Source organism: Arthrobacter sp. TE26545, assembly GCF_056279005.1.
The window spans coordinates 4,022,838-4,037,569 of sequence record NZ_JBWBQM010000001.1 but is presented as its reverse complement, the minus strand read 5'-3'; the positions used below and the strand labels follow the sequence as shown (position 1 = coordinate 4,037,569).

The 14,732-nt window shown below is 65.6% G+C and carries 11 protein-coding genes; 5 read left to right on the top strand and 6 right to left on the bottom strand.

Translation table 11 applies throughout. The annotated features are described in order from the left end of the window. Positions 1-1,682: 1,682 nt before the first annotated feature. The 5 genes from trxA to ACZ9CK_RS18435 form a co-directional block, all read right to left on the bottom strand. Positions 1,683-2,009, bottom strand: coding sequence for a thioredoxin (trxA, locus tag ACZ9CK_RS18455; protein WP_426301123.1), 327 nt, complete (start codon positions 2,007-2,009; stop codon positions 1,683-1,685). A 42-nt stretch (positions 2,010-2,051) separates the two neighbouring features. Next, positions 2,052-3,008: a thioredoxin-disulfide reductase gene (gene trxB / locus ACZ9CK_RS18450; RefSeq protein ID WP_476050726.1), complete on the bottom strand. Its 957-nt coding sequence runs from the start codon at positions 3,006-3,008 to the stop codon at positions 2,052-2,054. Between the two features lie 318 nt (positions 3,009-3,326). Beyond that, positions 3,327-5,117, bottom strand: a complete 1,791-nt coding sequence (locus ACZ9CK_RS18445) for an ABC transporter substrate-binding protein (protein ID WP_476050725.1) — start codon at positions 5,115-5,117, stop codon at positions 3,327-3,329. A gap of 144 nt (positions 5,118-5,261) precedes the next feature. Then, the gene (gene murJ, locus ACZ9CK_RS18440) at positions 5,262-7,301 is read right to left on the bottom strand and encodes a murein biosynthesis integral membrane protein MurJ (RefSeq protein ID WP_476050724.1); all 2,040 of its coding nucleotides are present in this window, start codon (positions 7,299-7,301) and stop codon (positions 5,262-5,264) included. Between the two features lie 28 nt (positions 7,302-7,329). Further along, a complete protein-coding gene (locus ACZ9CK_RS18435; protein ID WP_426303567.1) occupies positions 7,330-7,830 on the bottom strand; it encodes an NUDIX hydrolase in 501 nt (166 codons plus the stop codon). Positions 7,831-8,037: 207 nt separating this feature from the next. Here ACZ9CK_RS18435 and ACZ9CK_RS18430 point away from each other — a divergent pair, with 207 nt between their 5' ends. The 5 genes from ACZ9CK_RS18430 to ACZ9CK_RS18410 all read left to right on the top strand — a co-directional run bounded on the left by ACZ9CK_RS18430 (position 8,038) and on the right by ACZ9CK_RS18410 (position 14,026). After that, entirely contained in the window at positions 8,038-9,537 is a 1,500-nt protein-coding gene (locus ACZ9CK_RS18430) for a CCA tRNA nucleotidyltransferase (protein WP_426301115.1), read from the top strand. Positions 9,538-9,579: 42 nt separating this feature from the next. Then, positions 9,580-10,122 (top strand): histidine phosphatase family protein, encoded by a 543-nt coding sequence (locus ACZ9CK_RS18425; protein ID WP_426303565.1) that lies wholly within the window; start codon positions 9,580-9,582, stop codon positions 10,120-10,122. A 643-nt stretch (positions 10,123-10,765) separates the two neighbouring features. After that, entirely contained in the window at positions 10,766-10,900 is a 135-nt protein-coding gene (locus ACZ9CK_RS18420; RefSeq protein WP_476050723.1) for a hypothetical protein, read from the top strand. 200 nt (positions 10,901-11,100) lie between these two features. Next, positions 11,101-12,582: a glycosyltransferase family 87 protein gene (locus ACZ9CK_RS18415; protein WP_476050722.1), complete on the top strand. Its 1,482-nt coding sequence runs from the start codon at positions 11,101-11,103 to the stop codon at positions 12,580-12,582. Further along, positions 12,575-14,026 (top strand): phytoene desaturase family protein, encoded by a 1,452-nt coding sequence (locus ACZ9CK_RS18410; protein WP_476050721.1) that lies wholly within the window; start codon positions 12,575-12,577, stop codon positions 14,024-14,026. The genes ACZ9CK_RS18415 and ACZ9CK_RS18410 overlap by 8 nt, the downstream gene beginning before the upstream one ends. Here the strand turns inward: ACZ9CK_RS18410 and ACZ9CK_RS18405 are convergent. Continuing rightward, positions 14,023-14,715, bottom strand: coding sequence for a YceI family protein (locus tag ACZ9CK_RS18405; RefSeq protein WP_476050720.1), 693 nt, complete (start codon positions 14,713-14,715; stop codon positions 14,023-14,025). The genes ACZ9CK_RS18410 and ACZ9CK_RS18405 overlap by 4 nt on opposite strands. Positions 14,716-14,732: the final 17 nt, after the last annotated feature.

The following is a 14,732-nucleotide window of genomic DNA, read 5'->3' as shown; positions in this document are numbered from 1 at the left end:
TCTCGGTCCGTCGAGCGTAACGCTATTGGGCCTGGCCGGCCTGAATAATCCGGTTGCCAAATTGGTGCCCGGGTTGTCGCTTCAGGGCTCTACTTCGCGCTGCGATCGGTACTTCCGGGTTGCTGGGCACCTCAGACAGGACTGAACATCGAACACTGCCAGCCTCGCTTTCTGCTCCACCCGGTTTCGTGCAGCGGGTTGACCCACTTGCGTAAACCCCTGCGGTTCCTAGCGAGCTGCAGTCTGCGGAGATGCCTGGCTGGGCCAGCAACGGTAATAGTGGGCCGACCAGCGTGCCGCGCGGATTCGCAGGGCAGGAGAAGGCCGCGGGATGCAATGCCCCGCTACGGGTGAAAGGCGGCCAGGAACGGTTCAAAGAACGCTTAATGGGGTGTAGAGAGTTTCGGGCAGGCATCCTTACGCGCCCCGAATGCGGGATCAGCTCGCTATTTACCCCCGGAGGGGCAGTGTGCGGGATAGCAGCTCGAGCACACTGAAGGGTGCCATTTGTCCGAGAGAGCCGGATGGAGGACGGGTCAATACTCGTCGGGACCGTGGAGACCGGTCGAGATTCATCCTGTGCGCGCGATGACGTTGACGGTTCGCTCAGGCAGTGCTTGTGTCCCCCAACTGGACGGCGTTGACCCCCGGTCCGAGCATTTCGTAGCAATGAGGGATGGGCTGCTTTGGTCATCGGCGCCGCGGATCGCCGAGCACGCCGGCAACTTGGGCACAGGGTGAATCGCTCGCGCAAGGGTTCCCTTGTTACAGGGAGCAAATACTGCGGACGCGCCGAAGCCGGCCTACGGGGGCCTATTCCTGGGCATCGCGGCCGGATCGCGGTGTCTGAATGGGTCGCCGCGAGTGCGAAGCCCAAGCAGCCGAGTTCTTCACTCCCGTACGTGTCAATGTGCTGATGAAACGCTTGCAGTTGAATTCGGCGCTGCGCCTACCGACTTTGATGCTCTGGGCCTGGCGCATCCGCGTCGGCTGACTGCACGGTTTCCATTGCCAAGGCCGGATGGACATTGGGAAGCCGATTGACGAGTCAAAACAATGCACGGGTTCCGCGGATCATGGCGGCGTAACGGGGATCTTCGGCCCAAGAGGTGTTCGCCGACAAGTCGCTGGATTGAAGGCCCCTTGGCTTCCAGGACGATCCGTACAGCGATTCGCGGACACGGCGCCTCTCGAAACCAGCTGCTGACGCGAGCGGGCGAAACTACGGCAAGCAAGGACCTGTGGCCTCACCCCTGCCCTGAATCCGGCGGGCGGGTAGCTCGTCCCCGAGCGACCGAGTGAGGCTGAGTGCCGCTGCGTGCAGATGGGGCAGGCGATCCAATCAGCGCAAGACGATGTTTCACGTGAAACCGCCCCGTGCTTATGGTGAAGTCATCTGGGACACCGAGGGCGTAAATCGAGATCGAAAGGTGCGGACACCAGCCGCAGACGGCAGCCGCGCTGCCCTGGACGCTCCCCTGAATTTTCACAAGAGGATGAAACGGAAGTCGGTTTATCCTCAACGCATCCAAGGCGGCGAATCCGCAACTGTGCGCAACATACTCACGAAAACGCCGGCGGCCGCTGCTCAATGATCAACAACTCAAAGAGCAACGGCCGCCGGCTTCGGCTAGATCGGGGATCAGACGCTGGCGCGAATTCCCCGCCCGGGGTGAACCATCCTAGGAAAGGACAGCCTCAAATTCTTTTTCGAAGAACTGCTTCGGCTTTGCACCGATGACGGTGTTCTTCACTTCTCCCCCGTCGAAGAGGTAGACGGCAGGGATGGAGGTAATGCCGTACTCGGCGGCGATGGCCGGGTTGTCGTCAACGTTGACCTTGACGACGTCCACCTTGTCACCGTATTCGACCGAGATCTCGTCGAGGATCGGGCCCAGCTTGCGGCACGGACCGCACCACTCCGCCCAGAAGTCTACGATGACCGGCTTTTCGGCGTTCAGCACGTCAGTGCCAAAGCTGGCGTCGGTAACGTCTTTTGCGTTGCTCATTCTTTCGTTCCCTTCGTATGGACCTTTTGCCGGCTGCTAGTTTCAGCCGTGCAGGTCTGCCAGGTAGTGTTCGACGTCGAGTGCCGCCACGCAACCGGAGCCGGATGCGGTGATGGCCTGGCGGTAAGTCGGATCAATGACGTCGCCGGCCGCGAATACACCCTTGATGCTGGTCTTGGAGCTGCGACCCTGGACAGCGATGGTGCCTTCAGGAGTCAGCTCGAGCTTGTCCTTGACGAGTTCCGTGCGCGGGTCGTTGCCGATCGCCACGAAAACGCCCGTGACAGGCAGCTCTGAAACGGTGCCATCAACCAGGTTCTTCAGCTTCAAGCCCGTGACCTTGTCCCCACCGATGACGTCTTCAACTGCGGTGTTCCACAGGAAGTTGATCTTCTCGTGGGCCTGGGCGCGGTCGCCCATGATCTTGGAAGCCTTGAGGGTGTCGCGGCGGTGGACTACCGTGACCGACTTGGCGAACTTCGTAAGGAAGAGGGCTTCCTCCATGGCGGAGTCACCGCCGCCGATCACGGCAATGTCCTGGTCCTTGAAGAAGAAACCGTCACAGGTTGCACACCAGCTAACACCATGGCCGGAAAGGCGCTTTTCGTTCTCCAGGCCGAGCTCACGGTACGCAGAACCGGTGGAAAGGATGATGGAACGGGCCTGGAAGGTCTCCCCTGTGGCAATCGTGACAGTCTTGATGTCGCCCTCGAGCTCGAGAGCGGTGACATCCTCGAACTGGATCTCAGTGCCGAACCGGGCAGCCTGCTTCTCGAAGTTCTCCATCAGGTCCGGGCCCATGATGCCGTCCGGGAAGCCCGGGTAGTTTTCGACGTCAGTGGTGTTCATCAGTTCTCCACCGGCCGTGACCGAACCGGCGATGAGCAGCGGCTTCAGGTTGGCACGGGCCGTGTAGACAGCCGCCGTGTAACCGGCCGGACCGGAGCCTACGATGATGACATCACGTACCTGGGACGCGGTGTTTTCTGCGTTGCTCACTGTTGGGTGAACCTCTTCCTTAGTCGATGCACCGGTCTCGAACCCGGCCACATGGCACAACCCCGTGGCGCCGTTGAATATTCCGGTGGTTCCGGGGAGCTAATATCCACCATATTCAGGGTACCGTCTGCCCTCGCCGCCCGAGTCCGCAGCAGTTGCCGGCCGTAATACGACCGCTGCCGTCGGACTAAAGTGTCCGACGGCGTCGGGCAGCTGATCAAACGACGGCGGACGGAAGGCGGCCGGAACAGCGCGTCCTTAAATGCGTCAGCGCCGGAGACCGCGTTGCGGTTACCGGCGCTGACGGGGCATGCTGGCTTACTGGACCTTGATCTCCGCGAGCCGGAGGCCGAAGCCGAACTGGGTCTTCGGAGCGGCGAGCTTGGGCAGGGTCTTGATGTTGATGATCACGTACTGCGCTGTAGTGGGCGAGCTGAGCGGAATCGCCAGTTCGGGCGAGGTGAAGCTGTTCGTTCCTACCAGCTTGGCGCCGTCCATGGACGGGCGGTCGTTCGTGTAGACGCTGATGCTTCCTCCGGAAGCGCCCAACTGGCTGAGGGTAATGGAATTTACCGCGGCGGGCTCCTTGAGCTTCACGACCAGCGGGACGCCGTCGGGAGCAAGTCCGCCCCAGTTGGCCGTGGCGAATTCCATGTTGGACCAGAAGCTGGCTGCGTTGCCGTCGAAGGTCTTGGCGAGGTCCTTGTCATAGGTACCCGCGAAATCGAAGTCGCCCTGGCGGGTGACCCCCTCGATGACTGGAGCTGCCGCGGCGGGCGGTGCGCTGGAGTTGTTGCCGGACGTATCCGTGCCGCCGCTACCTGCGCTGGTGGGTGAGGTGCTCTGCTTTGCCGCCGGCGCGTTGTTGTTGCCCAGCAGGCCGCCGAGCGTGTTGACGGCGAGGATGAGCCCAACGACCAGGACCACGGCGAGGATGCCGCCAACCAACCAGCGCATGGAGCGTGACTCCCGCACCGGCTCTTCGTCCTCGTAGTAATCCTCTTCCTCGTAGTCGTCAGACTGGTTGCGCGCCGAGGCAGGGAAGTTGCTGGCACCGCGGTCGTAGCCGCCGGCCGCGCCGGCCGCTGCGCCTGCTCCGGCGAAGTCGTCGTCGGACCAAAGGGAGACCTTGGGGCGTTCAGCAGCTTCCGCGGCGGGGGCCTGCTGCGGGGTCGCAGCCGGAGCCGGGGGCACGGCCTGTGCGGCGGGAACGGCCTGGGTGGCCGGAGGCTGCGCGGTCTGCTGCGGAGCCTTGCTGGCCGGCGGGGCCCCGTTGGTGGCTGCGCCCGGAGCTTCCGCCGCCGGTGCCGGGGCAGGCGTCACGGGGGCCGGAGTGGTCGGAGTGGCGGCCGTCGGGGCAGGTGCCGCGGGCGGCTGCGAGGGGGCCGACGTCGGGTGTTCAGCGTCGGCCGGGCCAACGGGAGCCGGGCTGCCGGCGTCGTCGTGGGCGGTTTCCGAGCCGGTCTTGCCGGCGGCGTTTTTCACAGCGGAAGCGGCCGCAGCGGCGGCGGCTCCCGCACCGGCTGCCGCGGCCGCGATCCGCGAACCGATGCCACTCGCTGAGGCGGGCCTCGCTGCGGGCATGGGCGGGACGGCCGGTCCCCCGGCGGCAGGCCCGGCAGGAGCGGAGCGCTCCGCGGGGGCCGCGACGTAGTTCCCGGGATCGTCGTAGTTGATGTACGCGGCGTCGTGCTCATCGTCGTCGTACAGCCCGTCATAGGTCTCGGGCTCGTGCGAACGCGCCTGGCCGAAGATCTCGCTGCCGAGGGTGTCCGTGAAGAACGGCTCCACGTAAGGAGGATTGGTGGCCACCACAAGGTCCAGCAGGTCCGGGGCCGTGCTGTGGTTGGCAATCAGGTAGGTGGTGCTTTCGCTGACTCCGAGGTCCAGGATCTGCACGTTGCCGGGCCGTTCACCCGTGGCCACTTCGCGGGCGCTCTGGGCAAGCTGTTCGGCGTTCCCGGGGCCGGCTACAAGGATGCTGACCGGCCGGTTGAGGACCTGGTCGACGCCGTCGAGCACCAGATCGTGGTCGTGCGAGGTCAACACGGTGGCGGTGACCTTGTAGCGGCCGCCAAGTACTGATCCGACGTCGATCGGTTGGGACACGGGCTCCTCCTAGGCTGTCCGGCAGCTGCGTTGCCCTTCCCCGGGGCTCCCGGTCAGCCGGTGGACCCGTGGCCTGCAACTACCTCTATTAGCTTCTGATCCTAGCGGATTGAGCTGGACCGGCCTTGTGTTGGAAGGGCCAAGTCACTCCCGACGGCCGCGCTTGCGCCCCCGGCGGGAGGGTCCATCGGCGGGGCCCTGGCGGGTCCGCCTGCCGGGCAGGGGGACGTCGCGGCGGAGCTGGGAACCCCGGAACAAGGAGCCGCGTGCGCCCGCCGCCTCGTCTTCCTCGGGGAGATAGCTCCGTGCGGGCCTGGTCCAGCCGGTGTGTTCGTCTTCCGGTTCCTGCCCTCCGCTGGGACCGAAGGAGGAAAGGTCGGGTCCGGCGCGGAAGGATGCGGCGTCGAACTCGCCCGAGATGCGCGGAATCAGGCCGGTGTCGTCCGAAACCGTGGCGCGGGCCGCCGTCGCGCTTTCCGGGGAAGCGGCAGGCACGCCCCCGCGTCCGAGGCGGCCGAGCAACGGGCGGAGGAGGTCCCGCAGTTCGTTGACGCGGAAGAGCCGGAGCAGCAGCAGGTAGGCGAGCAGCATGACGGGCCCGACGACGACGACCGTCACCAGGGCGGCCGGGCGGCTGCTCCACGCGAAACCGTCCGCCCGGTAGCTGCCGAGGAGCCACAGTGCGAGGGTACCGGCAAGGGCGGAGCCGAGCGCCGCGTAGCCCATCCTGATGTAGGAGTTGGCGATGCGCGGCCCGTCCAGATGCCCGAGCAGGCGGCGCAGGAACCAGACGCTGATCACCACGGAGAGGATGTTTCCGAGGGTGTACAGCACGGCGATCGCGAAGATGATCCGGTCCACCGGCAGGAACTGGATGACGAACGCGCCCACCACGTTCACACCCGCCAGGATCACCTGGATGAAGAACGGCGTGCGGGCATCCTCGTTGGCGTAGAACACGCGGGACATCATGAAGTTGGCGCTCATGAACGGCGTGCTCAAGGCCAGGATGGTCAGGGTCTGGGCGAGCATTACGCCGTCCTGCGGCTTTCCGCCGGAGAAGAACATTCCTAGCGGCCCGGCCAGCGCGAACAGGGCCAGGGCACCGAAGACGGTGGCCACGGCCATGGTCCGCAGGCCGTGCGAGAGGGCTTCGCGCAGTTCGGCCCGGTTGCCGGCCTGCGAGGCGTGCGTCATCCGGTTGAAGAGCACGGTGGCCAGGGACAGGGCGATGATCGAGTGCGGCAGCAGGTACAGCTGGCTGGCGACCTCCAGCACGGCGTTGCCGGGAAGGGTGGCCGCCGCTTCGGCCTGGCCGGCGTGCTCCAGGCGGAGCCTCTCGGCGCCGGGGATCGTGGCGATCTTCATGACATAAAGGAACGCAAGCTGCCCGACGGCGGCGGTCAGCAAGGTCCAGACGCTCAGCTTTGCGGCCTGGCCCAATCCGACGCCCCGCCAGCCGAACCGCGGCCGCAGGCCGAGGCGCAGTCGCAGGACCGGAATGAAGAGGACGGCCGTCTGGGCGATGACGCCGATGGTCGAGAAGCCGGCGATGAGGAAGGTCTGGAATGGTCCCCAGTTATCCAAGGTGTGTGGGTGATACAGGTTGGCGCCGAGGATCACGATGAACATGCCCAGGCCGGCGATGGCGAGCACGTTGTTCACGATGGGCGCCCACATGGCGGGCCCGAAGGCTCCGTTGGCGTTGAGGATCTGGGTCAGCAGGGCGTAGAGGCCGTAGAAGAAGATCTGCGGCAGGCAGTAGAACGCGAAGGTGACGGCCAGGGCTTTCTGCTCCGGCGAATACCCCTGGGTGGTGAGGTCGATGACCAGAGGCGCCGCGAGGGTGACCAGCAGGGTCAGCCCCAGCAGCACGAGCACCGCGAGCGTCAGGAGGCGGCTGATGTAGTCGGCTCCCCTGTCCGGACCCCTGCTGGCCTTGATGATCTGGGGCACCAGCACGGCGTTGAACACGCCGCCTGCCACCAGCAGGAAGATCAGGTTGGGCAGGTTGTTGGCGTTGATGAAAGTGTCATTGACCGTCGAACCCAGGCCGAGGGCGACCGCGAGCATCCAGGTTTTTGCGAAGCCGAGGAAACGCGAAACGAGGGTCCCAGCGGCCATGATGGCGCTCGACCGGGCCTCTCCGGACTGGACGGACTGGGAATTCTTCGCAGCAGACATTGCCCTAATCGTCCCATGAGCGATGTGCTCAGAGGTGTTCCGGCAGGACTTCCTTGGCCAGATCCGCGATGCGGCGCTCGTTGGGGAAGGAGAGTTTGCGTGCCAGTTCGTGCAGCGGAACCCAGGCGGCGTCGATGGCTTCCTGGTCGGGATCGTTCTCGATGGTCAGCTCGCCACCGGTGGCCCGGAGCAGGAAGTGGTGCACGGTCTTGTGGACCCGGTGGCCGCTGACGGTGAACCAGTAATCGATGCTGCCAAGCGGTGCCAGGACGTTGCCCTCGATGCCGGTTTCCTCGGCGATTTCGCGGACCGCAGCCTCTTCGTTGTTTTCCTTGCCCTCCGGGTGGCCCTTGGGCAGGCACCACTCGAGCCGGCCACCCCTGTTAAGGCGGGCAATGATCGCAACCCGGAGTTCGCCGTCGGAGGTGTCCACGACCACGCCGCCGGCCGACACTTCCTCCACGGTGGGAAGCGAGGCCTGGACCGGGTGCGGGGCAGGCGCGACATGCGCACCGATTGCCGACGGCAACGGTGCGTTGGTCCTCCTGCCAGGAGCACTCGGGATCGGGTTGGCCATGAAGTCCACTCTAACGACTCTTGCCCGGTCTTGATGACCGGGACATGGACTCGCGGTTGCCTCCTGGTGACGCGCCGTCGTCTTCGGCGGGCCCATGCCCGGACCGGGTGTGATGGGCTGTGTGATGGGGCGGCGAAAATCTGACAAGCTTAAGGGACTATGGCGCAGGTATTGGACAGTTCTTCAGTCAACTTCAAGCTCGACCCGGTGGTGCTGGACCTCGGGCAGCGCTTTGTTGACGCCGGATTCGAACTGTCCCTGGTGGGCGGCCCGGTGCGCGACCTCTTCTTGGGCCGGACCTCCCCCGACTTGGACTTCACCACCGACGCCACGCCCGAGCAAACCCTTTCCGTCATCAGGAAATGGGCCGACAACTTCTGGGACATCGGCCGTGCATTCGGCACGATCGGCATGAAGAAGGCCGGCTTCCAGATCGAGATCACCACGTACCGGGCCGAGGCGTACGACCCCGATTCCCGCAAGCCGATGGTGGCCTTCGGTTCCTCGCTCGAGGACGACCTGCTGCGCCGCGACTTCACCATCAACGCCATGGCGCTGCGCCTGCCCTCCTTGGAACTCGTGGACCCCTTCGGCGGCGTGCGCGATTTGCACGCGGCGGAGCTGGCCACCCCGGGCGCCCCCGAGGCCTCGTTCTCCGACGACCCCCTCCGCATGATGCGGGCCGCCCGCTTTGCGTCCCAGCTGGGTGTCTCGGTTCACGACGACGTCCGCCTGGCCATGTCCGAAATGGCGGACCGCATCAAGATCATCTCCGCCGAGCGGGTCCGCGAGGAGCTCGTGAAGATGATCAACGGAGCCCACCCGCGGGTTGGTATCGACCTGTTGGTGGACACCGGACTCGCCGAATACGTGCTGCCCGAGGTATCTGCCCTGCGCCTGGAAGCCGACGAGCACCACCGCCACAAGGATGTCTACCAGCACTCCCTTCAGGTCCTGGAGCAAGCCGCGGCCCTGGAGACCGGACCGGATGGCCCCGTGCCGGGCCCGGACTTCGTGCTGCGGTTCGCCGCGCTGATGCACGACGTCGGGAAGCCTGCTACGCGCCGTTTCGAACCGGGCGGCGCGGTGAGCTTCCGCCACCATGACGTAGTGGGGGCCAAGCTGACCGCCAAGCGCATGAAGGCGCTGCGCTTCGACAACGACAGCATCAAGGCGGTGGCGCGCCTGGTGGAACTGCACATGCGTTTCTATGGATACGGCGATGCCGGCTGGACCGACTCGGCCGTGCGCCGCTATGTGGCCGACGCCGGTCCCCTGCTGGAGCGCCTGCACCGCCTGACCCGTTCGGACGTCACCACGCGGAACCAGCGCAAGGCCGACCGGCTGTCCTTCGCCTACGACGACCTGGAGCAGCGGATAGCCGCCCTGGCCGAGCAGGAATCACTCAACGCGATCCGGCCTGACCTGGATGGCGGGCAGATCATGGGGCTGCTCGACTTGAAGCCGGGACCCGTCGTCGGCCGCGCCTACAAGTTCCTCCTGGACCAGCGGATGGAATACGGCCCGCTGGAGTACGACGACGCGGTGGCGAAACTCAAGGCCTGGTGGGCTGAGCAGCCCGAATCCGCCGTCGAGCCTTCCGCTGACGAAGTTTCCGGCGAAGACCCTTCGAATGACACGCCCGCAGAGGAGTCCTAAGTGATTGACCCGGCAAAGATTTCCCGCCCGCAGTTGTGGATCATGCGCCATGGCGAGACCGAATGGTCCAAGAGCGGGCAGTACACCGGCCTGACGGACCTGCCCCTGACCGTCGAGGGCGAGCAGCAGGCCGTGGAGGCCCGCAAGGTCCTGGAGGGCATCGAATTCGACCTCGTGCTTACCTCGCCGCTGCGCCGCGCCCGCCGCACCGCAGAACTTGCCGGCTTCCCCGACGCCATCCACGAACCGCTTGCCGTCGAATGGGACTACGGCGACTACGAGGGCATCAGCTCGGACCTGATCCGCAAGGACAACCCGGACTACCTCATTTGGACCGACGGAGTGCCCAACGGGGAGACCCTGGATTCCGTGGCGGCCCGTGCCGACAAGATCATCGCGCGCGTGCTGGAATCCGGAATGGACAACGTGCTGGTGGTGGCGCACGGCCATTTCTCCCGGATCCTCACCGCCCGTTGGCTCGAATTGGACGCCCGCGAAGGCCGGCACTTCCTCCTCGGAACCGCGAAAGTGTGCACCCTGGGATGGGACAAGAAGACTCCCGCGATTATCCGCTGGGGCCTCTAGGGAATTATTTTCTGAATTAACTGTGAATTAGCTGGTCAATCTCCGGATTCATGGTGTAGCTTTATTCTTGTTCCCAGAGCGACCCGCCGGGAACGAGGTGTGCGCTGTCCGGTCAGTCAACCGGTGCAGCGTCCGAGGCGAAAAGGAGGTTGGGAAAATGATTACTTTGACTAGCGGATGGAAGATGACCGTCTCTGCTGCTGCCCCGACCTTCGCTGCCCGGCGCCCATTTTCCGGGACGCACGCGGGAAACCGCCACATCGGGAACCGCATCTCCGCCTGACGCATTTCGCGGCCTGCTCTTTCTCCTGACCCGCCTTCCTGGCATAGGAGCCTGATTTCAGGGGCAGAGGTACGCCACGAACCGCCCAGGCCGGTGCCTGAATGCGGAACTCCCCCAGCGGAACCATGCGATCGCCGTGGTGAGCAGAGTCCTCATAGTTCGGAACCAGCTTCTTGTTGGGGACGTCTGTCCATTTCCCCAGGGGTCCTTGGATTCCTCCGGAATCCGCAATCCCGCTGATTACCCGCATTTGCCTGGCATTATTCCTGCCTATAAGGTCCGCCGTTTTCTTTGAATTCAAGGGCCTTAATTGCCGTGCCCGATTCCAGGTAATTCGAGCCCAAAGAAAGGAGGTGAACCGTGGTCTCACGCCTCAAAGAGGTCTTCATCGCCAAGCCGGCAGTCAAGGACAAAACGGTCTTCAACGGCCAACTCCTGGACCAGCGCCGCGAAGACGTCTACGTCGTCCTGCACCAGCTGGGTGTCATCCGCTAAATGCCCATCATGAACCCGCCAGTCAACAATCAGGAGGGACTGATGGCACACATCGGACCGTTCGCCTCGGAAGCCCACGCGGCTACGCGTGGGCTTCCGCCTTTTAAGAGCTGATACTCCAAGATGCTCGAAAGTACCCTGCGTAGATGCCCGTAGATACGCGGTAATACTCGAAAGTACCTAGCGGTATGCTCGAAGCCATGCAGGAGACCAAGCCGCACCGCAAAGAGAAGCGTGCGCGCTTTGTGATTCCCAGCCGCAGCGATTCCTTCCTGGCGAAGTTCACCGAGGTGGCCGGCGGACCCCTGGGAAGCCACAGTGCGCCGGGCGCGGTCTCCCCCGGTTTCTTCACCGTTGAACGGGTGCTGGTCGTCTTCACGGTCCTCGCCGCTTTGCTGGGGATCCTGATCAAGGGCTACTGCCGGGTCAACGGCTGGGAAACCCCCACGCACTTCTATGCCACCTGCTACTCGGACTTCCCCGAACTGTTCCGCAGCCGCGGCCTGGGCGAAGGCGTGATTCCGTTCTTCGACCGGGAGAGCCTCTTCGAATACCCCGTGATCATGGGACTGATCGCCGGAGCCACGGCACTGCTCATTCCTGGCTCGGGGCTGGACCTGGAACGGATCCGCGGCTACTTCGACCTCAACGCAACCCTGGTGGTAGCGGTCTGGATCGTCACGGTCCTGGCGACGGCGCGAATCAACCGCCGCAGGCCATGGGACGCGGCCATGGTGGCACTGGCGCCGGGAATCGTCCTCTCAGGATTCATCAACTGGGACATGTGGGCCGTGGCCATGCTCGCGGTGGGCATGTACTTCTTCGCTCGGAAGAGACCGGCCCTGGCCGGGGTCTTCATCGGCCTGGGAACGGCCACCAAGCTCTACCCGGTGCTCGTCCTGGGCGCTGTGCTCGTGCTGGCCGTCCGCAGCGGCAAGTTCCGCACCTTCTTTGTGACGGCAGGGGCCGCGGCGGCCAGCTGGCTGGTGGTCAACCTGCCGATCGCGATCATGAACCCGGCGGGCTGGCGCTACTTCTTCGAGTTCACCCAGGACCGGCCGGCTGGCTTCAGCTCGCTGTGGTTCGCCTACAACCTGGTGGCCGAGCGACTGCAGTGGATGCAGATGGGGCCGGCCACCATCAACTCCCTTGCCCTGTATCTGTTCGTGGCGGCATGCGCACTCATCGCGCTGCTGGGACTCGCATCCCCCCGGCGGCCCCGGTTGGCGCAGCTCGCATTCCTCATTGTTGCGGCGTTCATCCTCACCAACAAGGTCTACTCCCCTCAGTTCGTGCTGTGGCTGGTGCCGCTGCTCGCACTTGCCCGGCCCCGCTGGCGGGACTTCCTGCTGTGGCAGGCTGCCGAGGCACTGCACTGGGGCGCCGTGTGGATGTTCCTGGGGCAGTACACCAGCGGTGGCCTGCCACAGCACAACCTGGACATGCCCTATTACGTCCTGGCTGTGCTCCTGCATATGGCCGCAACGGCATATTTGATGGTCCGGATCGCCTGGGACATCTGGGACCCGCGGCAGGACCCGCTCCGCACCAAACGCATTGACGATCCGCATGGTGGCGCCTTCGACCGCGCCCGGGACTGGCTCCGGCTGGACCTTGCGCGCCCGAGCGCATCGGTGCTCCCGTGGCGGCGCGCCATGGCCGACGCCGGGCGCGATGGCTGACGTCGCCGTCGTCGGCTCCGGACCGAACGGCCTCGCCGCTGCTGTGGTGATGGCACGCGCGGGCCTGGCCGTCCGGGTCTACGAGGCGGCGGACGCGCTGGGTGGCGGTGCCCGGACGGCGGAACTGCTGGAGCCCGGGCACGTGTACGACGTGTGCTCGGCCGTGCATCCGATGGCGCTGGCTTCGCGCTTCTTCCGCGACTTCGGGCTGGAGCAGCGCGTGGAACTGCGGCTGCCCAAGGTCCAGTACGGCACACCGCTCGACGGCGGCCGGGCAGCCCTCGCCTACCGCTCTCTGGAGCAGACCATGGACGGACTCGGTGTGGATGGCCCCGCGTTCGGCAGGCTGATGCGGCCCCTGGTGGAGCAGGTGGAGGGCATGCTGGACGTGTCCCAGAACCAGCTGCTGCGGATTCCCGCGGAGCCCGTGGCCGCGCTGCGCCTGGGCCTGGCCACGCTGTCCCAGGGCGGGCCCTGGTGGAACCGGCGCTTCGCCGGGGACGCCGCACCGGCACTGCTGACCGGAGTGGCGGCCCATGCTATTGGCCGTTTGCCCTCCCTGGTCCCGGCCGGCGCAGGGCTCATGCTCAGCACCCTGGCCCACGTAGGCGGCTGGCCGGTGCCCGTGGGTGGTTCCGGGGCGATCGTGGACGCCATGGTGCGCGATATCGAGGCCCATGACGGTGTGTTCGAGCGGGGTGTGCGGGTTCGCTCCCTTGAGGAACTCCGGCCCGCCCGCGCTGTGCTGCTGGATGTGGCGCCGCCGGAGCTGCTCGGCATCGCGGGCGCGGCACTGGGCGGGTCGTCGGGCGGACGCTACCGGCGCGCCTTGGAAACATTCCGCTTCGGAAATGCAGCCTGCAAGGTGGACTTCATCCTCGCCGGCCCCGTGCCGTGGGCGGCCAGCGAACTGCGCGACGCCGGAACCGTCCACGTGGGCGGGACGCGCGCGGAGATGGCGGACGCGGAGAATGAAGTGGCCGACGGACGCCACCCCGCGAAGCCGTATGTCCTCGTGGCCCAGCCCTCCGTGGTGGACCCGGGCCGCGCTCCTGCCGGACGGCACATCCTGTGGACGTACTGCCATGTGCCCAGGAACTCCACGGTGGACATGTCCACTGCCGTGATGGAGCGGATCGAAACCTTCGCGCCCGGCTTCCGGGACGTGGTGGTCGGCTGGAAGACGACGACGGCGGCCGGGCTCGCCGCGTACAACCCGAACTATGTGGGCGGCGATTTCGGGGCCGGCCTGATGGACGTTCGCGGACTGCTGCGCCGCCCGGTGCTGTCCACCAATCCGTGGCGCACGCCGCTGCCCGGGGTGTACCTCTGTTCCTCCTCGACCCCGCCAGGACCAGGCGTCACCGGCATGCCCGGGTACCACGCAGCCCGGCACGCCCTGAAGGACGTCTTCGGGCTGCCGCTGCCGGAGCTGGGACCCTAGGCCTTCTCCAAGTGCACCAGGAACTCGACGCTTCCGGTGTTCTCCACCTTGACGAAGCCGAGGTCCGGCGCCGTGATGCCGAAGTCCGCCAGGACGAGGTCGATGGTCCCGGAGACCGAAACCTTTGCCCCGTCGCGGACCACCTGCAGCTTTGCCGTGACGTCGCGCTTCTCCCCTGCCAGTTCCAGGGTTCCCTTCGCCTCGACGGTTGCGGGGGCTGAGCTGAGCGGTGGAATGGTGACGGGTGCGGAGAGGGTGAAGGACGCCGTCGGGAAGGCATCGGCCTTCATGACGGTCCCGCGGAAGTAGTCGTCGCGGTTGCCGCTGTCAGTGGCGATGCTGGCGACGTCGACGTCGATCTTCGCCTTCGTCAGTTGGGTGCCGGAAACGGTGGCGGAACCGCTGACCTTTTCGCTCCGGCCGACGACGGTGACGTCGGCGCCGTTGAGGACCTCTTTGATCCGGTAGCCGGCCTGGGAAGCGGAGGCGACGGTCCATGTGCCGGTATCGGTGGAGTTGGCCGCGGCGGGGCTGGAAGCTGTGGAGGAGGAGCTTGCCACGGAGAGCGGCGCCGGTGCCGGGCCCTGGGACTGTGCGTAGAGTTGCGGACCGAAGATAGCCGCGAGTGCGGCAAGGGCCGCGACGGCGGCTACGGCAACCAGGATCCAGGGTCGTTTCTTTCCGGCCATGGGTCGTCCTCTCGATG

Coding starts and splice junctions, on each gene's coding strand:
- trxA (WP_426301123.1), bottom strand. CDS start 2,009: ATGAGCAACGCAAAAGACGTTACCGACGCCAGCTTTGGCACTGACGTG.
- murJ (WP_476050724.1), bottom strand. CDS start 7,301: ATGTCTGCTGCGAAGAATTCCCAGTCCGTCCAGTCCGGAGAGGCCCGG.
- ACZ9CK_RS18425 (WP_426303565.1), top strand. CDS start 9,580: ATGCGCCATGGCGAGACCGAATGGTCCAAGAGCGGGCAGTACACCGGC.
- ACZ9CK_RS18415 (WP_476050722.1), top strand. CDS start 11,101: ATGCAGGAGACCAAGCCGCACCGCAAAGAGAAGCGTGCGCGCTTTGTG.
- ACZ9CK_RS18410 (WP_476050721.1), top strand. CDS start 12,575: ATGGCTGACGTCGCCGTCGTCGGCTCCGGACCGAACGGCCTCGCCGCT.
- ACZ9CK_RS18430 (WP_426301115.1), top strand. CDS start 8,038: ATGGCGCAGGTATTGGACAGTTCTTCAGTCAACTTCAAGCTCGACCCG.
- ACZ9CK_RS18405 (WP_476050720.1), bottom strand. CDS start 14,715: ATGGCCGGAAAGAAACGACCCTGGATCCTGGTTGCCGTAGCCGCCGTC.